Source organism: Corallococcus sp. CA054B, assembly GCF_003611625.1.
GTDB lineage: Bacteria > Myxococcota > Myxococcia > Myxococcales > Myxococcaceae > Corallococcus > Corallococcus coralloides.
In genome coordinates this window covers 52,124-73,634 of the sequence record NZ_RAVY01000008.1, presented here as the reverse complement: position 1 = coordinate 73,634, position 21,511 = coordinate 52,124, and the positions used below count along the sequence as shown (strand labels likewise).

The 21,511-nt window shown below is 71.1% G+C and carries 13 protein-coding genes; 3 read left to right on the top strand and 10 right to left on the bottom strand.

Annotated features, from left to right (window positions below; genetic code table 11):
* Nucleotides 1-13: 13 nt before the first annotated feature.
* From D7V80_RS03775 to D7V80_RS03760, 4 genes are read right to left on the bottom strand one after another with little or no spacing between them, the layout of a single operon-like run.
* The gene (locus D7V80_RS03775) at nucleotides 14-1,561 is read right to left on the bottom strand and encodes a hypothetical protein (RefSeq protein WP_120586850.1); all 1,548 of its coding nucleotides are present in this window, start codon (nucleotides 1,559-1,561) and stop codon (nucleotides 14-16) included.
* Between the two features lie 21 nt (nucleotides 1,562-1,582).
* Nucleotides 1,583-3,001, bottom strand: coding sequence for a DUF1501 domain-containing protein (locus tag D7V80_RS03770; RefSeq protein WP_120586849.1), 1,419 nt, complete (start codon nucleotides 2,999-3,001; stop codon nucleotides 1,583-1,585).
* Between the two features lie 17 nt (nucleotides 3,002-3,018).
* Nucleotides 3,019-3,690, bottom strand: coding sequence for a hypothetical protein (locus D7V80_RS03765; protein ID WP_120586848.1), 672 nt, complete (start codon nucleotides 3,688-3,690; stop codon nucleotides 3,019-3,021).
* Nucleotides 3,690-5,513 (bottom strand): DUF1585 domain-containing protein, encoded by a 1,824-nt coding sequence (locus tag D7V80_RS03760; protein WP_233585115.1) that lies wholly within the window; start codon nucleotides 5,511-5,513, stop codon nucleotides 3,690-3,692. The genes D7V80_RS03765 and D7V80_RS03760 overlap by 1 nt, the downstream gene beginning before the upstream one ends.
* 334 nt (nucleotides 5,514-5,847) lie before the next feature.
* Here D7V80_RS03760 and D7V80_RS03755 point away from each other — a divergent pair, with 334 nt between their 5' ends.
* Nucleotides 5,848-6,411, top strand: coding sequence for a DUF420 domain-containing protein (locus D7V80_RS03755; protein WP_120586846.1), 564 nt, complete (start codon nucleotides 5,848-5,850; stop codon nucleotides 6,409-6,411).
* Between the two features lie 9 nt (nucleotides 6,412-6,420).
* Here D7V80_RS03755 and D7V80_RS03750 read toward each other — a convergent pair whose 3' ends face one another.
* From D7V80_RS03750 to D7V80_RS03735, 4 genes are read right to left on the bottom strand one after another with little or no spacing between them, the layout of a single operon-like run.
* A complete protein-coding gene (locus tag D7V80_RS03750; protein WP_120586845.1) occupies nucleotides 6,421-7,611 on the bottom strand; it encodes a hybrid sensor histidine kinase/response regulator in 1,191 nt (396 codons plus the stop codon).
* Nucleotides 7,608-8,045 (bottom strand): response regulator, encoded by a 438-nt coding sequence (locus tag D7V80_RS03745; protein WP_120586844.1) that lies wholly within the window; start codon nucleotides 8,043-8,045, stop codon nucleotides 7,608-7,610. Before D7V80_RS03745 ends, D7V80_RS03750 begins: the two co-directional genes overlap by 4 nt.
* Nucleotides 8,042-10,312, bottom strand: a complete 2,271-nt coding sequence (locus tag D7V80_RS03740; protein WP_120586843.1) for an ATP-binding protein — start codon at nucleotides 10,310-10,312, stop codon at nucleotides 8,042-8,044. Before D7V80_RS03740 ends, D7V80_RS03745 begins: the two co-directional genes overlap by 4 nt.
* On the bottom strand, nucleotides 10,293-10,892 hold the full coding sequence (locus tag D7V80_RS03735) for a biliverdin-producing heme oxygenase (protein WP_120586842.1): 600 nt from the start codon (nucleotides 10,890-10,892) through the stop codon (nucleotides 10,293-10,295). Before D7V80_RS03735 ends, D7V80_RS03740 begins: the two co-directional genes overlap by 20 nt.
* 286 nt (nucleotides 10,893-11,178) lie before the next feature.
* Between D7V80_RS03735 and gltB the strand changes: the two genes are divergently transcribed.
* Both gltB and D7V80_RS03725 read left to right on the top strand, forming a co-directional pair.
* Entirely contained in the window at nucleotides 11,179-15,750 is a 4,572-nt protein-coding gene (gltB, locus tag D7V80_RS03730; protein WP_120586841.1) for a glutamate synthase large subunit, read from the top strand.
* Between the two features lie 3 nt (nucleotides 15,751-15,753).
* Nucleotides 15,754-17,214: a glutamate synthase subunit beta gene (locus tag D7V80_RS03725; RefSeq protein ID WP_120586840.1), complete on the top strand. Its 1,461-nt coding sequence runs from the start codon at nucleotides 15,754-15,756 to the stop codon at nucleotides 17,212-17,214.
* Between the two features lie 57 nt (nucleotides 17,215-17,271).
* Here D7V80_RS03725 and D7V80_RS03720 read toward each other — a convergent pair whose 3' ends face one another.
* The gene (locus D7V80_RS03720) at nucleotides 17,272-19,461 is read right to left on the bottom strand and encodes a hypothetical protein (protein WP_120586839.1); all 2,190 of its coding nucleotides are present in this window, start codon (nucleotides 19,459-19,461) and stop codon (nucleotides 17,272-17,274) included.
* Nucleotides 19,462-19,807: 346 nt separating this feature from the next.
* The gene (locus D7V80_RS03715; RefSeq protein ID WP_120586838.1) at nucleotides 19,808-21,187 is read right to left on the bottom strand and encodes an ammonium transporter; all 1,380 of its coding nucleotides are present in this window, start codon (nucleotides 21,185-21,187) and stop codon (nucleotides 19,808-19,810) included.
* Between the last annotated feature and the right edge of the window lie 324 nt (nucleotides 21,188-21,511).

Below are 21,511 nucleotides of genomic sequence, written 5' to 3'. Positions count from 1 at the left end.
TGAAGCAGGGACTTCAGGGCAGCGCGCCGGAAGACACCCAACGCTGGATGAGCGCGATGCCCTGCTGATCCAACGGCCCGTCCGCGGGCATGCGCAGGTCGCGCACCGCCGCGTTGATGAGCTGGGCGTTGGACTTCCACAACTCGTAGGTGTTCAGCGGCCGGCCAGGGCTGGTGGTGTGGCACTTGGCGCAGCGGGCCTCGTGCACCGGGCGGATGTCGCGCGCCCAGCTGGGGACCGTGGTGAGCGGCTGGTAGACGAAGGGCAGCTGCCGGCGCGCCTCCGAGCCGTCGTCGAAGCGGGACACGACGCTCAGCGTGTGGCCGCCCGGCGCCAGGGCGGAGAAGGAGAACGCCTTGAGCGTCTCGCCGTCCGCCTCCAGGCCGCCCATGCTGAACGCGGGCCCGGCGGCCTGGACCTCCTGGCCCTCCAGCTGGAAGTGGACGCTCTTGGGCGGAGTGCCCGGCGGCAGGCGGGCCTGGACCACCAGCCCGTCCTCCACCACCAGCATGCCCTGGTGCATGCCCGTCACGCGCGGCGCCGGCGTCTGGCTGATGGCCAGGGACTGCTCGCCCACGCGCACCCACGCGCAGCCGCTCTCGTCCGCGGCCAGCAGCACCACCGCGCCGGACGGCAGCCCCTCCGCGGAGCCCCAGACCTTCGCGTCCGCGTCGTAGGTGAAGAGCCGGTCCCCGGCGCGGGCCCAGAGGTAGCGCCCCGCGCTCAAGAGCTGCTCGGGCAGGGCCGGCAGCGACACCGTGCTCCAGCCGTCCGTGTTCCGGCGCAGCAGGCGGGTGCTGGTGAGCACCCAGACCTCCCCCGCCGCGCCCGTGCCCGCGCCCAGCCCCGCGAGCGCGCGCACCGTCTCACCGCCCGCGAGCGGCGCGTCCGTGCCGCGCACCTGGTAGACGCCCGGCGCGGACGCCACCACCACGTTCAGCTTGCCCTCGCGCGCGAACCACAGCCCCGCGAGGCCGTCCTCCGCGGGCGCGGCCGTCATGGTGGTGATGCCGGTGAGCGCCTGCCCGGACAGCTTCAGCGACGCGAGCACGCCGCCTTGAATCTGGAACAGGCCCTTGGGGTGGGCAATCCACGCGGCGCCGTCCGCGGTCTGCGCGGTGGCGACGATGCCGGTGCCCAGCACCTCCTGCCACAGCGGTTCGATGAGCCAGCCCTGGTCCGCGAGGAACAGGCCACGGTCGGTCTCCACCAGGGCGCTGTGCGGCCCCAGGCGGAAGGTGGCGCGCACGGCGCCCAACGCCGCCGTGTTCTGCGGGTGGGCGGCGAGCGCGGCCTTGGTGCCATCCAGGCGCAGGCGCACGGCCTCACCCGTCGCGGTGGCGAAGATGCCGCCGCCGGACTGGTCCGCGAAGCCGGGCACCGCGGCCAGGGACTGCGCCGTGGTGACCTGGGTGGCCGTGAAGACCGCGGGCTTCGCCGGGTCGCTGCCCGGCGGTGCGTCCTCGCCGCACGCGGCGGACAGCACCGCGGACATCAGCAGGAGCGAGGTGGGGAGGAAGCGCGCCACGGCGGGGGAACCGTGGCGCGGACGGGGACGCATGAGGGGAGTGCTCATCAAGGTTCAGGCAAGGATGAACCGCAGCGGGTCCACCCGCGTGATGCTGTAGTCCAGCTTCGCCGAGGCCAGCACCGTGGCGATGATGTGCTCGGGGAAGATGTTGGAGCCGTTTGGATCATTGGCGCCCGTGCGCAGGTCCACCAGGCCCGGCGACATGCCGATGTCACCGCTGCGGCCCACCACCTGGTTGTGCTTGATGCCCGCGCCCATCAGCAGGCAGCTGTTGGACAGGTGGTGGTCGCGGCCGCCCGTGGCGTTGATGGTGGGCGTGCGAGCGAACTCGCTGAACACCAGGATGGTGGTGTGGTCCATGAAGTTGCCGCCGCCCGGGTGCGGGGTGGCGCGCAGGTCCGTCACCAGCAGGTTCAGCGCGTTGAAGCCCGCGCGCTGGTTGGTCGCGTGCGTCTGCTGCGTGCCGAAGTGGGTGTCCAGGCCGCCCGCCAGGTTGATGGACACGCACTGGCTGATGCCCTTCTTCAGGGCGGTGGCCACCATGGCCGCGCGGCCCGCGGCGCTGTTGTACGGGTAGGACTGGCCGTTGAGCCCGTAGAAGGCGCGCACGGACTCATTGGCCGCCAGCTGGAAGCGGAACGAGTCCGACAGCTTGTTCTCCATCACGGTCTGCATCTGACCGCGGCTGCTCTCATAGGCCGTGCCCACGCCCCGCGCGGTGAGCGCCTGCTCCTCGCAGGTGATGGGCTGGCCGTTGAGGTCGATGAGGCTCTTCTCGATTTCGCTGTCCAGTTGGCGCGAGGCGACCGGCGGATCCAGCGTGAGCACCAGGTCCGCCAGGCCGCTGACGCGCAGCGCGTTGGCGTAGCCGCCGTAGCGGTCGTTGTAGGACTCCACGCCCTGGGCGATGGACGGGATGGGCACCGTGGGCTTCATCTGGCCCACGATCTCCGTGGCGGTGGAGGAGCCGCGCGCCGCGCTGCCGATGGGCATCTTCCCGGTGAGGAAGTAGCGGTAGCCCACCTCGTGGGTGAGCGTGCTCATGTTGATGCCGCGCACCACCGTCATCAGGTCGTAGTGGTCCGACAGGTTGGCCACGCGCGGGTCGCCGATGGCCGGCCCGAACGCGATGTTCGACGGGGCCGCCCCCGCCCGCGTCTTGGGGACGACGGGAGTCTGCGCGAAGGCCCCGTCGGTGAGCAGGCTGTAGCCCGGCATGATGCGCGTCTCGGAGACGCGGTCGGCGGTGAACACCGCCGGGTCACGCGGGTCGAACGCGAGCAGCTGATCCCACCCTCCGCTGAAATACACGAACACGAAGCAGCGGTCGGGCGGGGCCATGTTCGTGGCCTGGGCCACGGCCTTGAAGGGGATGCCTCCCAGGAGCAGGGAGCCCATGAAGCCGGCTCCGGCCTTGAGGAAGGTGCGGCGCTCGGGGCTGCTGAGGTCGTCTTGGCGTGTCTTCTTCATCGCAGGCACCGTCAAGGTCAGTAGGTGATGAAGCGCGAGTCCGTCAGCATGGCGATGCACACCACCGCCAGCGCCTGGTCGCGCTTCTTGAGGGTTTCGGCCCGGGCCGCGGCCTTGCGGAAGAACGTCGCGTAGCGCGTGAGCTCCTCTCCGGAGAGGGGCGCGCCCCAGAACCGGGTGGAGAGGTACACGAGCGTCTCATTCACCTGCGCGTCCGTGAGCTTGGTCAGGTCGCTCATGGGCGAAGGCAGCGTGCGCCCCAGGGTGCGCAGGCTCACGTCCACCTGCGCGATGTCCTTCTGCGCCTGGGCGATGCAGACCTTGCGCGCGCCGTCGTCCAGGAAGCGGGCGAAGACGAGGTTGGGCTCCGTGTTCTCGGAGGTGATGAGCGCGTAGTCGGCGCGGCCCAGCGACTGGGCGCGCGACTCCAGCTCATCCCACTCCATGCCCACGGCGATGCGGATGGACTCCTTGAGCTGCGCGACGGTGAGGCGGCGGGGCGCGCGGCCCACGCTGCCACCCTGGGCCTCCGGGTCCGGCAGCGGGTCGATTTGGTCCGTGTTCCCGTGCGGGTTGGGCACGGGGTCCAGTTGGGCGTCCAACGGAACGGGCTTGGAGGGGGCGTCCACGGAGCCCTGGGTGCAGCCCGTGGCGAGCGCGAGCAGCGCGGTCAGCAGAAGGCGGCGCATCAGTCGATCCTCCGGTACGCGTCGGACATCACCACCTGCTCGATGAGGCCCTTGAGGCTGTGGTTGTTCTTGGCGAAGTCCTGCGACAGCGTCTGCAGGTACATCCGCTGCTCCTCGGCCGTCATCGCGCGGCCCAGGAACTCGTTCCAGACGCGCTTGACGGTGCAGCGCTCCAGGTCGCCCGTCTCCATCATCCGCTTCACCAGCGCCTGCGGACCGCCCTCGATGTTCTTCTCCTCGTCCGCGCTGCGGTAGAGGTAGGTCTTCAGGAGGCCCAGCGAGTTGGCGCCGTCGCCGTCGAAGGCCTGCATCACGTACTGGCTGCACTCGCCGCCGCAGCTGGTGTCACCGTTGATGGCGCAGTCGCGGCACTTCACGTCCAGGCGGGGGAACTGGTCCGGGGACAGGAACAGCGCGGAGCGCTCCGCGTAGCGGCCCCAGTGCGCGCCCGTGGGCTCGATGGTGGCGTGGCAGTAGTTGCAGCCGCAGCGCCTGGCCAGGTTGTTCTCGCGGTTGCAGGCGTCGTCCGGGGGCGGCAGGTTCGCGTCCGCGGCCGGGGCGAAGTGCTTGCAGAGGAACGCCTCGTAGAACTCGTTCACGCGGGCGCGCTGCGTGGGGAAGCGGTAGAGGAACGCGGGCGTGGTGAGCACGCCGGAGTGGGTGCTGTCACGGACGTACTCGCTCCACTGGGTGGCGTTCGCGTACGTCACGGCGGGCAGCGTGGCCGCGTCCGCGGGGGACTTGATGCTGAAGACGCCCGCGCCCTGGCGCTGCTTGTAGAACTCCGACAGCGGGCCGTTCACGAAGGAGCGGCGGGTGGTGAGGATGTTGAAGTAGGGCTCGTCGTTCCGCACCACGGAGTCCGTGATGTAGAGCGGCTCCTCGTTGAAGGCGGCGACGCGCGCGGTGTGCACGTCCGTGATTTCGCAGCGGCGCATCTTGTCGCCGCAGCCGCAGCTGCGGTCGCTGTTGAAGCGCGACGTCTCACAGGACTCGCCCGTGTACGGGTTCATCGCGCGGTCCTGCGCCTCCACGGCGCACACCTTCACGGTCTCCGTGGTGGTGGACCAGTAGGGCTGCACCGTGGTGGTGACGTAGCCCTCGCGCTGCACACAGCCGCGCTGCGTCGCCCAGACGCCGTCCCGGGTCGGCCTGCCGTTGACGTCCGTCTTGATGTCGAACCCGCAGCGGTCCAGCCGCTTCAGGTTCGCGCTCTGATCCGGATTCACCCAGGCGGTGATGACGCCCGTGGCCGGCGAAGCCACCAGCACGTTGGTGGTGTTCTTGTTCGGGTCCGGCAGGCAGAGGTAGCCCACGGACTTGCCCGCGGAGGCCAGATAGCGGTTGTCGCAGAAGTTCACGTACTTGCCGTACGTCGCGTCGGCCTTCAGCGCGTTGCAGTCCGCGAACTTCAGCTCCGGCTCCGTGGCGGCCACGTCCAGCTGGCGGCACTGGTAGAAGTTCGTGTCGTAGTCGTAGCTGACCGGCAGCGGGATGCCCTGCTCGTCGCGGCAGGCGGGGGCCGTGGAGTTGCTCTGGTGCGCGTCCTGCGGGTTGGCCTTGCAGCTGTCCTGGGCAATCTCCCCATCACAGCGCTGGCTCTGGCCACCGCGCAGGTTGTTGGAGTTGTTGCCCGCGAAGCTCAGCGGCGTGCCGGACACGCGGTAGTCGCCGTTGCCCTGCACGCTCGAGCTGATGTTCGAGCGCAGCAGCGCGCGGTGGTAGTTGCGCATCCGCGCGTAGAAGGACTCGTCCTTCATCATCGCGCGGACATCTTCCGCGGTGACGGAGCCCTTGGCCTGGAACGCCTTGTACTCCTCCATGGTCGGAGGACGTCCCAGCAAATCAAGAGAAAGCTGACGGAGGTGCCGCTCCAGGGGAACTTTTGCCACAGGCGCGCACACCGCTTCTTCAGCGGCTGCGGGCAGGGCGAGCAGGAGGGCGGCGCTCGCCAGGGGGGCAAGGCAACGCACGCTGAACACGGGGAACCTCCGAGAGGGGGGGTCGGGGGTGACGCAGTGAACAGAAGTATGAAGGAATTTCCGGTTTGAGATCCAGTTGGGCTAACCGATTCCATTCAACCGACATGTAGGCGCTAGCGGAATTCCACTGGGAGCCCCTGTTGCAAGCCGTCCGGACGCGGTCCACAAGGGGGACATGTCCAACGCCGCTTCCGGGCTCTCCCCGTCGTCCACCAACGACCGCTCCTTCTTCATCGCGATCGGCGTGGTGTCAGCCGGCGCGCTGGCGCTGCTGGCGTGGCTGCTGCTCATCCGGCGCGGAGGCGCGGGCATGGGCGTGGACCTGCGCTTCATGCCGGCGGTGAACGCGGGGCTCAACGCGACGGCGGCGGCGCTGCTTCTGGGCGGCTGGGTGGCCATCAAGCGCGGCGCGCGGAAGGCGCACCAGAACCTGATGGTGAGCGCGTTCGCCGCGTCCGCGCTGTTCCTGGTGGGCTACCTCGCCTACCACTACGTGCACGGGGACACGCGCTACGTGGGCGACTTCCGCGGGCTGTACCTGACGCTGCTGGCCAGCCACGTGCTGCTGTCCATGCCGGTGCTGCCCATGGCGCTGGTGGCCTTCTACTTCTCCTGGCGGCAGCAGTTCGCCCGGCACCGCAAGGTGACGCGGTGGCTGGCGCCCATCTGGCTCTACGTGTCGGTGACGGGCGTGGTGGTGTTCTTCATGCTGCGCGGCGGCGTGCCCGCGGTGTCCTGAAGCGCCGCGCTACGGCGCGGTGTGCTCGGACGAGGACCGCGCGGGCCCCGCGGGGAGCACGATGCCCCGGGGCAGGCGCACGGTGAAGGTGGAGCCCTGCCCCTCCACGCTGCGCACGGCGAGCGTGCCGCCGTGCAGTTCCACCATGCGGCGCGCGCTGGCCAGGCCCACGCCGCTGCCGGACACGTCCCGGGACACGTTGCGTCCGCGGTGGAAGCGCTCGAAGACGAAGGGCAGGTCCTCCGCCGGAATGCCGATGCCCTGGTCCGTCACGGCGAGCAGCACGAACTGCTGCGCGCCCGCCTCCTCCACCGTCAGGTGCACGGTGACGGTGGAGCCCGCGGCGCTGTACTTCACCGCGTTGCCCATCAGGTTCTCCAGCACGCGCTCCAGGGCGTGCGCGTCCCAATCGCCGGTGAAGTCGCGCCCGTCCGGCACCTCCAGGACGAAGTGGTGGCGTGACGCGTTGGCCTCCAGCTCGCGCACCTTGCCGCGCACCATGGCCAGCAGGTCCAGGGGCTCGCGCTGGAGCGGGCGCTCCTGGCCGCGCGTCACCTCCAGGAAGTGGTCGATGAGCTCGCCCATGCGGTGCGCCGCGCGCACGATGTGGCCCAGGCGCGTCTCCAGGGAGGGCGTCATCGCGGCGGCGGGAATCTGCCGGCGCAGCACCTGGGCGTTGAGCGTCATGATTTGAAGCGGGCCCTTCAAGTCGTGCGTGGCCAGCGAGAAGAGCTCGTCGCGCACGGCCAGGGCCTCGCGGGCGGCGGCCTCGGCGCGCTCGGCGCGCAGGCGGCGCTCCTCCAGCTCGCGCGTCATCAGCACCGTGTCCACCGCGGCGCGCAGGCTGCGGCGCAGGCGCTCCGGGCTGAAGGCCTCCTTCACCAGGTAGTCCTGGGCGCCGGCCTTCATGGCGTCCACCGCCACGCGCTCGTTGCCGCTGCCGGTGAGCACCACCACGGCGGGCACCCTGGGCAGGCCCAGCGCCGTGAGCTTCTGGAGCAGGCTGACGCCGTTCATGCCGGGCAGGTGGTAGTCGAGCAGCATCGCGTCCACCGAGTTGCCGGACAGGTACGCCAGCGCGTCCTCCGCGTTGGACATGGGCACCACTTCCCACTGCATGTCCGGGTCGCGCGCCAGCGCGCGGCTGACCGCGAGGCGGTCCGCCATGCCGTCGTCCACCAGCAGCACGCGCAGGCTCATGCTTCCGGCTCCTGCGCCTCGGGCAGGCGCGCGGCCTTGAACCAGAAGGCATGGAGCGCCTCCGCGGTGGCCTGCAGCTGGGGACCGACCTCCGGCTTGAAGAGGTAGCTGTTGGCGCCGTTCGCGTACGCGCCCTCCACGTCCCCCTCCACCACGGAGGAGGAGAAGATGATGACGGGGATGGAGCGCAGGTCCGGGTCCGCCTTCAGCGTGGCCAGCACCTCGCGCCCGCCGATGCCGGGCATGTGCAGGTCCAGCAGGATGAGCACCGGGCGCTCCGCGTTCGCATGGGCCCCGCGCCGGTAGAGGTAGTCCAGGGCGTTCTCGCCGTCGCGCACGCGCACCACCGGCACGGGCAGGGGCAGCCGCTTCGCGATGCGCATCAGCGCCTCCGCGTCCGGATCACTGTCCTCCACCAGCAGCAGCGGCTTCATGGTCGCGGTCCCTCGCCCAGCGTGAAGAAGAAGGTGGAGCCCTGTCCCGGCGCGGAGTCCACCCAGAGCGCGCCGCCGTGCAGCGACACCAGCCGGCGCGCGATGGCCAGCCCCGCCCCCGTGCCGCCGCCATAGGCCTGCGCGGGATGCAGGCGGCGGAACAGCTCGAAGATGGCTTCGTGGAATTGCGGCGCGATACCGATGCCCGGGTCCTTCACGTAGAAAAGGTAGGGCGCGGCGGCGTGCCGCGCCGCCTCCGGGCGCGCTTCTCCCGGCCCCACGAAGCCCACCTCCACCCAGCGCGGCTCGGCTGTCTGGTACTTGGCCGCGTTGCTGATGAGGTTGGCCCACACCTGGCGGATGCGGACGGCGTCACACGCCACCGAGGGCAGGCGGCGGGGCAGGCGGACCTCCACCCTGCCCTCCTCCAGCCTTGCGCCCAGCGTCGACAGCACATCTTCCAGCAGGACATTCTGATCCGTCTCCACCCACGACAGATCCAGCCGGCCCAGGCGGCTGTACTCGAAGAGGCTGTCGAGCAGGTCGTGCGTGCGCTTCGCCAGCCAGGCTAGGGCCTCCAGCTGCTGGCGTCCGTCCGCGCCCAGCGTGGGACCGAAGTCCTCCTGGAGGAAGGAGCTGTACTGGAGGATGCCGCGCAGGGGCTCCTTGAGGTCGTGCGCCACGGTGCCGCCGAACGCTTCCAGCTCCGCGTTGGAGCGGGCCAGCTCCCGCGACAGCCGGGCCAGCTCCTCCGCGTGCCGCAGCACCACGCCCACCAGCGCGCCCTTGAGCGCGCGCGCCGCCTCCTGGTCCTGCGTGGACCACGGGGCGGAGGCGCCCTTCATCTCCTCACGCCACACGTCGAAGGACGCGCGGGGACGCAGCCGCGCATGGCCCGGCTCCGGACGCACGGGCTTGTTCGGGTTGCCGGCCCACGCCACGGTGCGCGCCACCTCCGGGCGGAACCACAGCGCGAAGTGCGGCACGGAAGGGTCCAGGCGCATCGCCAGCAGGCCCGCGGCCACGTCCGGGCGCGAGGCCAGCGGCGGGTACACGTCCCCCAGCCGGTCCACATGGAAGGCGTCCTCCCGCGGCTCGCGCGCGGAGAGCCACGCCACCAGGGCGCGCACCTCCTCCGCGGACGGCGTGGTGCCGAGCAAGAGGGGCGATGCCTCCGGGCCCGCGCTCGCGCCCAGCACCAGCGCCACGCCGTGGGAGCCCGTGAGCTCCATCAGCAGCGGGGCCTGCGCCTCCAGCGCCTTCGCGGGGCTGCGCTCGCCCAGGTTCGGCAGGACCAGCGCGTTGAGCAGCGCCGCGCGGCGCGCCTGGGCGGCGGACTCCAGGCTCCGCTCCTCCGAGGAGAGCTGGAGCGACAACAGCCGCGCCAGCACCTCGCACGCCTGCCGCCGCGCGGCGGACACCGTGCGGGGCGTCAGGTGGTGGCAGGCCATGAGCCCCCAGAGCTGTCCGTCCTTCAGGAGCGACACGCTGAAGGACGCGCCCACGCCCATGTTGCGCAGGTACTCCAGATGGATTTCCGACACGCTGCGGAGCGCGGAGCCGGACAGGTCCAACGGGCGCTGGGTGCCCGGCAGCAGCGGAGGCACCAGGCCCACGACCTTCGCGTCCACGTCCGCGATGAGGCGCACGGGGTTGCGCGCGTAGAGGGCGCGCGCCTGCGCGGGGATGTCGCTCGCGGGGAAGTGCAGGCCCATGAAGGAGTCCACGCCCTCGCGCACGCTCTCCGCCACGACCTCGCCGTGGAAGTCCGCGTGGAAGCGGTAGACCATCACCCGGTCGTAGCCGATGAGCTCCCGCACCGAGTCCGCGGCCTCCTGGAGCAGCGCGGCCGTCCCCTTCGCGCGCGACAGCGGCGACACCAGCCGCTGCACCGCGCCCAGCGCGGTCTCCTCCGCGCCCACGTCCTCGTCCGCCAGCGGCTCCAGCTCCAGCACGCGCAGGCCGTCACTGTCGTGCAGGAGCGCGGAGCAGCGCTGTCCCGACACCTCCACGGTGACAGGCCCCGGCCCCGTGCCCGCCTCCACGCGCGCGAGCAGCCCGTGCGGCAGCACGCTCAAGAGGGGCTTGCCCACGAGCGAGTCCGGCCCGGCGCCGAGCAGCGCCTGGACGTTCGCGCTCACGAGCGCGACGGCCTCCGTGTCCGGGTGGAAGGCGACGAGCACACCCCGGGGCTGGATGCCGCCCAGCAGGTGGATGGGCTCGCGGTCACAGACGCTGAGGTCGGCATCAGAGACGGGCGGAGACATCGTGCTCTCGCATCAACCAGGCGGCGAAGGTGTCGAAGGTATCGCGGGCGCCCTGCACGACGGCCGCGTCGAAGGTCTCGGAGGCCGCCTGTTCTGACGCCCGGGTGAGGGCTACACCGAACGCACGCCACATGGGGCCCACCTTGTCGCCATAGGCCCGGAAGAAGGCGAAGTTCCCCACGCGCGCGTCCGGACCGAAGTGGCGCGTCAGGTGGCGCAGGATGAGCTGGCCCCCCAGCGTGGAGCCCTCCAGCACGTATGCGCAGCCCAGCGCCTCCGCCAGCCCCGGCAGCGCCGGCAGCGGGGAGGCGCGCGGCAGCCGCGCGAGCGAGGCCGAGTCATGCCCCATGGCGCGCAGGTCCGCTTCCAGCAGCGGCGTCTTCCAGCGCGCCCTCAAATCCAGCGCCGGCTCCAGGGCCGCCAGTGGCCCGGCGAGCAGCGCTTCCAGGGGCAGGTAGAGACCGTGGAAGTCCTCCAGCTGGCGCTGGTAGTCCGCGGGCGTCAGGTGCGCGTCCATCAGACGCACCACGCCCTCCGTGCGCTCATGGTGGGGGCGCGTCTCCGTCTTCAGCCGCTGCATCAGTTCCAAGGTGCCCGTGAGGATCGGGATCGGCGCGGCGGCTGGAAAGAACCAATTGCGCTGAATGTCAGCCGTTCATCGCAGGCGACTGTTGTCCGCTCGTCCCCGCATGCGGCGGAGGGCGCACGGAGCGTGAGGTTCCACGGAGTGCCTGTTTCCCCGGCACCACTCCGCACGGTGACTCGACCCCCTGAACCACCCTGTCTTTACGGGCCGCGACACGCCGCGTTAGCCTGAATGCTCAACAGCTTGGCTTCCCGCGTCATGCGGGAAAGGGGTCCCGACGATGCCGTTCACCCTCCCTCCGCGCTACGGGCTGTATGAGCCGGAGACCGAGCACGACGCCTGCGGCGTGGGATTCGTGGCCCACATCCGGGGACAGCGTTCGCGGGGCATCGTGGAGGACGCGCTGGAGCTGCTCAACCGGCTGAGCCACCGCGCCGCGGCGGGGCGCGACCCGGAGACGGGCGACGGTGCCGGCATCCTGGTGCAGCTGCCGCACCGCTTCTTCAACCACGAAGCGCCGCGGCTGGGTTTCGAGCTGCCGCCGCGCCGCCAGTACGGCGTGGCGCAGGTGTTCCTGCCGTCGGAGCCGGAGGCGCGGCGCGCGTGCGAGGCGCTGTTCGAGGACGTGGTGGAGGAGGAGGGGCAGCGGCTGCTCGGCTGGCGGGACGTGCCGGTGGCGCCGGAGGAGCTGGGGCCGCTTGCCCGGGAGGCCGCGCCGGTCATCCGGCAGCTCTTCATCGCGCGCAGGCGCGTGGTGCCCAGCGCCTTCGAGCGCAAGCTCTACCGCATCCGCAAGCTGGTGGAGAACCGCGTGCTGGCGCGCGGCGTGGATCCGCAGGGGCGCTTCCACGTGGCCAGCTGTTCGTCGGAGACGCTCATCTACAAGGGGCTCCTCTTGCCCCGGCAGCTGCCGCGCTTCTACGCGGACCTGCGGCACCCGGAGTTCGTCAGCGCGCTGGCGCTGGTGCACTCGCGCTTCTCCACCAACACCTTCCCCACGTGGGAGCTGGCGCAGCCGTTCCGCTTCATCGCGCACAACGGTGAAATCAACACCCTGCGTGGCAACCGCAACTGGATGACGGCGCGGCGCGGGCTGCTCCAGACGGCGAAGCTGGGCGGGAGCCTGGAGCCGCTGTGGCCCATCATCATCCCGGGCAAGAGCGACTCCGCGCAGTTCGACAACATGGTGGAGCTGCTCTACCTGGGCGGCCGCACCCTGCCCCACGCGATGATGATGATGATCCCGGAGGCGTGGGAGGGTCACAAGGAGATGGGCGACGAGCGCCGCGCCTTCTACGAGTACTCCGCGTCCCTGCTGGAGCCGTGGGACGGGCCCGCGGCCATCGCGTTCACGGACGGGCAGCTCATTGGCGCGACGCTGGACCGCAACGGCCTGCGCCCCGCGCGCTACCTGGTGACGGAGGACGACCGCATCATCCTGGCGTCGGAGACGGGCGTCATCGACGTGCCTGCGTCGCAGGTGCGCCGCAAGGGCCGGCTGACGCCGGGCCGCATGCTGCTGGTGGACACCACGGAGGGGCGCATCCTGGAGGACGAGGAGGTGAAGCACGACATCACCTCGCGCTGGCCCTACCGCCGCTGGCTCCAGCGCAACGTCTTCACCTTCGAGGACCTGCCCGCCGCCTCCGCCCCCGCGCGCCTGAAGGGCGAGACGCTGTGGCGGCTGCAGCGCGCGTTTGGCTACACGGACGAGGACGTGCGCACCACGCTGGTCCCCATGGCGGAGACGGGCAAGGAGCCCACGGGCTCCATGGGCACGGACACGCCGCTCGCCGTGCTGAGCGACCAGGCCCCCACCCTCTTCAACTACTTCCACCAGCTCTTCGCGCAGGTGACCAACCCGCCCATCGACCCGCTGCGCGAGGCGCTGGTGATGACGCTGGCCACCGCGCTGGGCCCGGAGGGCAACACCTTCGAGGAGACGCCGGAGCAGTGCCACCGGCTGTCCCTGCCCGGCCCCATCCTCACCAACGGGCAGCTGGCGCGACTGGCGGACCAGCGCGGAGACACCGGCCTCTTCGAGCCGCGTCCCTTGAGCCTGCTGTACCCGCACGCGGGCGGCGCGGCCACGGCGCTGGAGGTCGCGGTGGAGCGGCTGTGCACGGCGGCGGTGGACGCGGTGGACGCGGGCGCGAGCATCCTGGTGCTGAGCGACCGGGGCGTGGACTCGGCGCACGCGGCCATCCCCGCGCTCCTGGCCGTGTCCGCGGTGCACCAGCGGCTGGTGCGCGACGGCACGCGCATGTACACGGGCATCGTGCTGGAGACGGCGGAGGCGCGCGAGGTGCACCACTTCGCGTGCCTGTTCGCCTACGGCGTGTCCGCGGTGAACCCGTACCTGGCGCTGGACACGCTGCGCGCGCTGGCGGACGCGGGCGAGCTCAAGGTGGACGCGGACAAGGCGCAGGCGCAGTACCTCCACGGCCTGGAGGAGGGCCTGCTCAAGGTGATGTCCAAGATGGGCATCTCCACGCTCCAGTCCTACCGCGGCTCGCAGCTCTTCGAGGCGGTGGGCCTGCAGCGAAGCCTCATCGAGAAGCACTTCACCGGCACGTCGTCGCGCGTGGAGGGCGTGGGCCTGCCGGAACTGGGCCGCGAGGTGGCGGAGCGGCACGCGCGCGGCTTCGGCGCCGGCGCGGACGGAGAGGAGGACCTGCTGCCCGTGGGCGGGCAGTTCCGCTGGCGCCGGCAGGGTGAGCGGCACAAGTGGAACCCGGCCACCGTGGCGAAGCTCCAGGAGGCGGTGCGGACGAACGACGCGGCTCGGTTCCAGGAGTACTCGAAGCTGGCGGACGACGAGACGCGCGAGCACAGCAACCTGCGCGGCCTGCTGGACGTGGTGACGGACGGCTGCACGCCGGTGCCGCTGGAGGAGGTGGAGCCCGCGCTGGAGCTGGCGCGGCGGTTCGTCACCGGGGCCATGTCCTTCGGCTCCATCAGCGCGGAGGCGCACGAGACGCTGGCCATCGCGATGAACCGGCTGGGCGGCCGGTCCAACAGCGGCGAGGGCGGCGAGGAGTCCCGCCGCTACACCCTGGACCCCAACGGCGACTCGCGCCGCAGCGCCATCAAGCAGGTGGCGAGCGCCCGCTTCGGCGTCACCGCGGAGTACCTGGTCAACGCGGACGAGCTTCAAATCAAGATGGCCCAGGGCGCCAAGCCCGGCGAGGGCGGCCAGCTTCCGGGCCACAAGGTCGATGAGCGGATTGCCCGCGTGCGCTGGAGCACGCCGGGCGTGACGCTGATTTCGCCGCCGCCGCACCACGACATCTACTCCATCGAGGACCTGGCGCAGCTCATCTACGACCTCCAGTCCGTGAACGCGAAGGCGCGCGTGAGCGTGAAGCTGGTGAGCGAGGTGGGCGTGGGCACCATCGCCGCGGGCGTGGCCAAGGCGGGCGCGGGCTGCGTGGTGGTGGCGGGCTACGAGGGCGGCACGGGCGCCTCTCCCCTCTCCAGCCTCCAGCACGCGGGCCTGCCGTGGGAGCTGGGGCTGGCGGAGACGCAGCAGGTGCTGGTGCACAACGGCCTGCGCTCGCGCATCCGCGTGCAGGTGGACGGCGGCCTGCGCACCGCGCGCGACGTGCTGGTGGCGGCGCTCCTGGGCGCGGAGGAGTTCGGCCTGGCCACCGCGAGCCTCGTGTCCGTGGGCTGCATCATGCTGCGCAAGTGCCACCTCAACACCTGCTCGGCGGGCATCGCCACGCAGGACCCCAGCTTGCGCGAGCGCTACCAGGGCACGCCGGAGAACGTGGTCAGCTTCTTCCTGCTGCTGGCGGAGGACCTGCGCCGGCACATGGCGAAGCTGGGCGCGCGCAAGCTGGATGAGCTGGTGGGCCGGGTGGACCTCTTGCGCCAGCGCGCGGCGGTGGACCACTGGAAGGCGCGCAAGGTGGACCTGTCCGCGCTGCTCACCGCGCCGGCCGCGCCGGCCACCGAGCCGCGCCACTGCCAGACGCCGCACCGCAAGGACGTGGCGGACCACCTGGACCACGAGCTGCTCGCGAAGGCGCAGTCCGTGCTCGCGGGCGGGCCGCCGCTGATGCTGTCGCTGCCGGTGGCGAACACACACCGCGCGGTGGGCGCCATGCTGTCCGGCGAGATTGCCCGCCGCCACGGCTCGCAGGGGCTTCCGGACGGGAAGCTGCGGGTGAAGCTGAAGGGCTCCGCGGGCCAGAGCTTCGGCGCGTTCCTCGCGTCCGGCGTGACGCTGGAGTTGGAGGGCGACACCAACGACTACCTGGGCAAGGGGCTGTCCGGCGGACGCATCATCGTCTACCCGCCGGAGGGCAGCCGCTTCACGCCCGAGGAGAATGTGCTGGTGGGCAACACGGTGCTCTACGGCGCCACGGCCGGCGAGGTGTACCTGCGGGGACTCGCGGGTGAGCGCTTCGCGGTGCGCAACAGCGGCGCGCAGGCGGTGGTGGAGGGCGTGGGCGACCACGGCTGCGAGTACATGACGGGCGGCGTGGTGGTGGTGCTGGGCCAGACGGGCCGCAACTTCGCGGCCGGCATGAGCGGCGGCACCGCGTACGTGCTGGACCGCGAGCGCAACTTCCGCGAGCGCTGCAACCTGGAGATGGTGGAGCTGGAGTCGCTGGTGGACGAGTCCGAAATCTGGCTCGTGCACGGGATGATTGAGCGCCACCTGCACCACACCGGCAGCGCGCTGGCGCGGCGGGTGCTCGACAACTGGGAGCTGATGGTGCCGCAGTTCATGAAGGTGATGCCGTCCGACTACAAGCGCGTGCTCCAGGCGCGCAGGGCGGCGCGCAGGCCGCCACCGGCCACGAGCGTCCAGCAGCTCCACGTCGTTGGCGGGGGGACCTGAACCATGGGCAAGCCCACGGGTTTCATGGAGTGGCAGCGCGTCCACGCCCCCAAGCGGGACAAGGTGGAGCGCCTGGAGGACTGGCGCGAACTGCACCTGCCGCTGGCGGCGGACGAGGCGAAGCGCCAGGCGGGGCGCTGCATGGACTGCGGCATCCCCTTCTGCCACCAGGGGTGTCCCCTGGGGAACCTCATCCCGGACTTCAACGACGCGGTGTACCGGGGCCAGTGGAAGGAGGCGTACCAGGTGCTCAGCCGCACCAACACCTTCCCGGAGTTCACCGGACGGCTGTGCCCCGCGCCGTGCGAGGCCGCGTGCGTGCTGGCCATCGACCGGGACGCGGTCACCATCGAGCAGATGGAGAAGGAGATCTCGGAGCGCGCCTTCGCGGAGGGCTGGGTGAAGGCCCGGCCTCCGGCGCGGCGCACGGGCAAGCGCGTGGCCGTGGTGGGCTCCGGCCCCGCGGGCCTGGCGGCGGCGGCGCAGCTCAACTCCGCCGGGCACAGCGTGACGGTGTACGAGAAGGACAGCCGCGCCGGGGGCCTGCTGCGCTACGGCATCCCGGACTTCAAGCTGGAGAAGGCGGTGCTGGACCGCCGGCTCGCGCTGATGGAGGCGGAGGGCATCGTCTTCCGCACGGGTGAGGACGTGGCCGTCACGCCGGGCTGGCGCGCGCTGCGCGAGCAGTACGACGGCGTGGTGCTGGCCCTGGGCGCGCGCAAGGCCCGCGAGCTGGACGTGCCGGGCCGCGAGCTGTCCGGCGTGTTGCAGGCCATGGACTACCTGGAGCACCAGAACCGCGTGGTGACGGCGGGCGCCGCGCCGGACGCGAAGCTGGAGGCACAGGGCAAGCGGGTCATCATCCTGGGCGGCGGCGACACGGGCTCGGACTGCCTGGGCACGGCGCTGCGCCAGGGCGCGGCGAGCGTGATGCAGGTGGAGCTGCTCCCCGCGCCTCCGCAGGTGCGCGCGAAGGAGAACCCGTGGCCGCGCTGGCCGCTGGTGTTCCGCACGTCGACCAGCCAGGAGGAGGGCGGCGAGCGCGCCTTCGCGATGATGACGAAGCGGCTGGAGGGCGAGGACGGCCAGCTCAAGCGCCTGCACGCGGTGCGCGTGGAGGTGCAGCGCGAGCCGGGCGGCGCCGTGAAGCTGGTGGAGGTGCCGGGCTCCGAGCAGGTGTTCGAGGTGGACCTGCTGGTGCTGGCCATGGGCTTCACCGGCCCGAACACGGACCGGCTGGCGGAGGAGCTGGGCGTGGCGCTGTCGCCGCGCGGCACGGTGCGGGTGGACGCGAAGTTCGCCACCACCGCGGCGGGCGTGTACTGCGCGGGCGACGCCAGCCGGGGCGCGAGCCTCATCGTCTGGGCGCTCGCGGACGGCCGGGAGGCGGCGCGCGCGCTGGACACCTGGCTGTCCGGCACCGCCTCCGTGCTGCCCACGCGCGGCCAGGACTGCGCGTTCTGAAGAGAGGCAACGGCCCGGGGCCCCTCCTCCTGAGGGGAGGAGGAGCCCCGGCCGGCTTCAGTGGACGCGAGCCGCGGGCGGCTGGAGGAAGTCGAGCGGCACCTCCCTCAGCTGCGCCCTGAAGTCCTGGCGCAGCTCCAGCAGTTGCTTCACCACGCCGACGTCGCGGATGGGCCCCACCGTGAGCGCCGGCTCGGGCGAGCCGGGCGGCACGTCCAGGGGCACGCTTCCGGCGAGCGCCTCCATCCGCGCCAGGTAGCTCGTGTCCAGGCCCCTGACCCATCCGCACGTGGTGCAGTTGGCCAGCTCCTGGAGCCGCTGATGCCGGCGCAGCAGGTCCGCGAACGACCACGACGCCACGGCGGACCCGAACTGGGCGTCCGGCACGACGAACATGAAGCCCGGGCCCCCGCCCGTCAGGAACCTGGACAGCCGCGCCGGGATGCCTGACGTGGGGCTGACGTGCGTGAAGGCCACGTTGTCCGTGCCCGTGAAGTCGTTCGTGCCCGTGTCCTTGAAGTGACAGCCATTGCACGTGTTGACGGAGAACTCCTTCCGCGCGCAGACCTCCGTAGCATCCGTGGGCACCACGCTGAAGCCCTCCCAGTGGGTGGGCGGCGCCACCAGCGAGTTGGCGCCCAGGAACGGTCTGCCATTGATGTTGCGAGGCACCGTGAACTGCGCGGCGCACCGGGTGGGGACGGTCACCGGCTGCTCGACGCCGTTCTTGACCTGGGTGCGGACGAAGGAGTCGATGTCCGGATCCGTCAGGGAGTCGTGGGTCGCGTCATCGGGAGTCAGCGCCATCGTATGGACGCGCAGGGGCCCGTTGGAGGGGGTGTCCTTGCCGGTGACGGGGTGCTCGTCCGCCAGCCGGAACTCGCGCAGCTCCCACGGAAACGCCAGGGCGGCCTCGTTGGTGCGGATCTGGTTGAGCGCGTTGCCGTTGCCCTTCCCCGGCCCCCGCCCCCGCAGGACGACGCTCTGGGTCATCTGCGTGAGCTGCGCCTTGTAGGCCGCGTTGAAGGACGTGTACGTCCCCAGCAACGCCCACTGCCGTGCCCAGGCGACCACCGGCGCGCATCCCTCGCCGGGCACGCCGTATTCGAAGATGACGGTGAAGGGCTTGAGGTTGCAGGTCGCCTCCGTGCCGCCGCTTCCCCAGGGCGAGGGGCGCGTCAGCCCGAAGAGGAAGCGCAGCTCGCCCGGGTCGGTCTGCCGGTCGGCGTAGTCCCAACTGCGGGCCAGGTCGATGCGGTTGACGATGGCCAGCAGCCGGAACGGCGCGATGTCCAGGTCCAGCGGCTTGCTCAGCACCACCTCCCAGCGGTTCGTGGAGGCGTTGAACTCGAGGGCTGAAGTCGCGCCGCTGGCGGCGGCCCAGGGGGCAATCACTTCGTCATACATCTTGCGGCGCGCGGGCACCGTGTCGCCGTTGGCCTGGAAGTCATTGAGCCAGAGCGACAGCCAGTTCAGCACGAAGGCCTCCGGCCGCGCGCCGGAGCCCTGGGCCATCTCCCGCATGAGGTGCGCGAAGGTCCACACGCCGCCCTTCGTCCCCGCGCCGGTGCACGGGTCCCACGTGCGCGCCGGGTCGAGCACCACGGCCGGGTCGCGGATCATCAGCGTCCGCTCCCACTGGGGCTGGGTGGAGGCCGGCAGCAGGGGGCAGATGGTGACCGGCACCTGCTCGCCCCAACCGAAGGCCGCCGCGTCCACGGGGAGCCCCTGGTAGCGGGCGACCGGGTGGCGGCCGTTGAACAGGATGGACTCCCGGGTGGTCTCCCCCAGCTCCCCCGAGGCCAGGCGGCGCTCGTTCTCCTGGCGCCGCTCCAGCTCCGAGTCCGGGAGCTGCGCGAAGAGCGTGAAGAAGTCCGGACCGGGGCTCGAGGGAATCGCGCCCAGCCGCGTCAGGGTGTCGGAGTGGAACAGGACCGTGGGCCGCGCCGGGTCACCCACCACGCGCACCAGGCTGTCCGAGAGCCGCCGGTTGGCCGGGGGCGGCAGCTTCACGTGCACCGCCGTCGTCTCCCCCAGGGGGGTGGGGCGCGCCAGCTTCTGGGCGAAGGTTCCGGCGACGGACAGGCCCGGCACGAGGGGCAGCTCCCCCAGGCTCGTGCTGCTCCCCCGCGACTGCTCCGCGGCGTCCTGCCTTGAAGGCTCCGGAGCCGGCTCCTTCGCGCAGCCGCTGACCACCAGCACGGCACCCACCACGGCGATTCTCAATTCCTCGCACTTCCGAAACATGCACTCCCCCAGGCAAAGCCAGCCTTCGTCTTGGATGGCTGGCGTTGACTCAACGCCGCCGGAGTGAAGTGCGCGCACGGACGCCCGACCCGTGAGGTTCGAAGTCAGGCCCCGGACAGGGCGCTGCCCGCGCGAGTGATCAGCACGGGCTCCACCCATTCCCTTCCCGACAGGCTCACGACCTCGCGGGGTCCACACGCTTGGAGGCCCAACGCATCACGGGGCCCGGCAGTGGACGCGGGCCGCGGGCGGCTCGAGGACGCCGCCCGACAAGCTCACGGCCTCGCGGGGCCCACCCGCGTGAAGCGAGGGGCCCCGTGTGCACCGGCATCGGTGGGGAAGAACGCTACGCGGGCACGGGCTCCGACGAAGCGGCGTGCTCCGGGACGGCAGGCGCGGGCGGCGTAGGGCTGGCGAGCGCCGCGGCGGGGACCTCGCCCACGGTCTCACCGTGCTGGCTCAGGTCGAGGCCCTCCTCCTCCTGCTCGCGGGTGACGCGCAGCGGGACGATGCGGTCGACGAGCTTGTACAGGATGTAGGAACCCACGAAGGAGAAGACGGAGACGACGACCAGCGCCAGCAGGTGCATGAGGAAGGTGCGCGTCGTGCCGTAGAGCAGGCCCACGTCCTTGGCGAGCACGCCGGTGAGCACCATGCCCACGATGCCTCCCAGGCCGTGGCAGGGGAACACGTCGAGCGTGTCATCCAGCGCGGTGCGGCTCTTGAAGTGGACGGCGGCGTTGCTGACGAAGCTGGCGACCAGGCCCACCACGATGCTCTGCCCCACGGTGATGAAGCCGGCGGCGGGGGTGACGGCGACCAGGCCCACCACCGCGCCCACGCAGGCGCCCATGGCGCTGGGCTTGCGGCCGCGCAGCCAGTCAAAGGCGATCCACCCGAGCATCGCGGCGGCGGAGGCCGTGTTGGTGGTGGCGAAGGCGAGCGTGGCCAGGGACGAAGCGGACAGCGCGGAGCCCGCGTTGAAGCCGAACCAGCCGAACCACAGCATGCCCGTGCCGAGCATCACGAAGGGAACATTGGCGGGAGCATGCGTGGCGTGCGTCAGGTGCACCTGGCGGCGGCCCAGCACGATGGCACCCGCGAGCGCGGCGAGCCCCGCGGACATGTGCACCACGGTGCCACCGGCGAAGTCGAGCACGCCCCACTGGCGCAGGAAGCCCTCCGGGTGCCACGTCCAGTGGGCGAGCGGCGCGTAGATGAAGACGCTGAAGAGCACCATGAAGAGCAGGTACGCCTTGAAGCGCACGCGCTCCGCGAACGCGCCGGTGATGAGCGCGGGGGTGATGATGGCGAACTTGAGCTGGAAGAGCGCGAAGAGGAGCAGCGGCACGGTGGGCGCGAGGTCCGGGTGCGTCTCACCGCCCACGCCGCTGAACATGAAGAAGGTGCGCGGGTCACCGATGAGGCCGTGGAAGCTGTCGCCGAAGCAGAGGCTGAAGCCCACCACGACCCACAGCACGCTGATGACGGCCATGGCGATGAAGCTCTGCATCAGGGTGGAGACCACGTTCTTCAGCCGCACCATGCCGCCGTAGAAGAACGACAGGCCGGGCGTCATCAGCAGCACCAGCGCCGTGGCGGTGAGCAGCCACGCGGTGTCCGCCGGGTTGATGGGACCGCCCTGCTTCGCCTGCGCCGCCGGGACCACCAGGAGTCCCGCCACCCCCACCGCCACCAACAGGACCATCGCCATCCACTTCTGCATCGCCGCACCTCTCCAGAGAGCTGACGCAATGCATCCTAGGCCTCGGATGGACTAATTTCAATTCATCGGAGCGTAGATTTTGATGAATTAAGTCTAAATCTTCAACAATGAAGCCCATCACCCAACGTTTCAGCGGCAACCACCAGAACGGGGGCCTGGTCGCTACCTCCTGTCCAGGATGCGTCCCTGTCCGTCGATCGCGTAGACGGCGCCCCCATCCAGGATGGGTTCGTTCAAGCCACAGCGCGCTGGGTTCGGGGAGAACCACACGAAGAACAGGTCGGCTCCGGATTGGAGGACATGGGTGTCGTAGGTGCTTCGCCT

Coding starts and splice junctions, on each gene's coding strand:
- D7V80_RS03775 (WP_120586850.1), bottom strand. CDS start 1,561: ATGCGTCCCCGTCCGCGCCACGGTTCCCCCGCCGTGGCGCGCTTCCTC.
- D7V80_RS03770 (WP_120586849.1), bottom strand. CDS start 3,001: ATGAAGAAGACACGCCAAGACGACCTCAGCAGCCCCGAGCGCCGCACC.
- D7V80_RS03765 (WP_120586848.1), bottom strand. CDS start 3,690: ATGCGCCGCCTTCTGCTGACCGCGCTGCTCGCGCTCGCCACGGGCTGC.
- D7V80_RS03760 (WP_233585115.1), bottom strand. CDS start 5,513: ATGGAGGAGTACAAGGCGTTCCAGGCCAAGGGCTCCGTCACCGCGGAA.
- D7V80_RS03755 (WP_120586846.1), top strand. CDS start 5,848: ATGTCCAACGCCGCTTCCGGGCTCTCCCCGTCGTCCACCAACGACCGC.
- D7V80_RS03750 (WP_120586845.1), bottom strand. CDS start 7,611: ATGAGCCTGCGCGTGCTGCTGGTGGACGACGGCATGGCGGACCGCCTC.
- D7V80_RS03745 (WP_120586844.1), bottom strand. CDS start 8,045: ATGAAGCCGCTGCTGCTGGTGGAGGACAGTGATCCGGACGCGGAGGCG.
- D7V80_RS03740 (WP_120586843.1), bottom strand. CDS start 10,312: ATGTCTCCGCCCGTCTCTGATGCCGACCTCAGCGTCTGTGACCGCGAG.
- D7V80_RS03735 (WP_120586842.1), bottom strand. CDS start 10,892: ATGCAGCGGCTGAAGACGGAGACGCGCCCCCACCATGAGCGCACGGAG.
- gltB (WP_120586841.1), top strand. CDS start 11,179: ATGCCGTTCACCCTCCCTCCGCGCTACGGGCTGTATGAGCCGGAGACC.
- D7V80_RS03725 (WP_120586840.1), top strand. CDS start 15,754: ATGGGCAAGCCCACGGGTTTCATGGAGTGGCAGCGCGTCCACGCCCCC.
- D7V80_RS03720 (WP_120586839.1), bottom strand. CDS start 19,461: ATGTTTCGGAAGTGCGAGGAATTGAGAATCGCCGTGGTGGGTGCCGTG.
- D7V80_RS03715 (WP_120586838.1), bottom strand. CDS start 21,187: ATGCAGAAGTGGATGGCGATGGTCCTGTTGGTGGCGGTGGGGGTGGCG.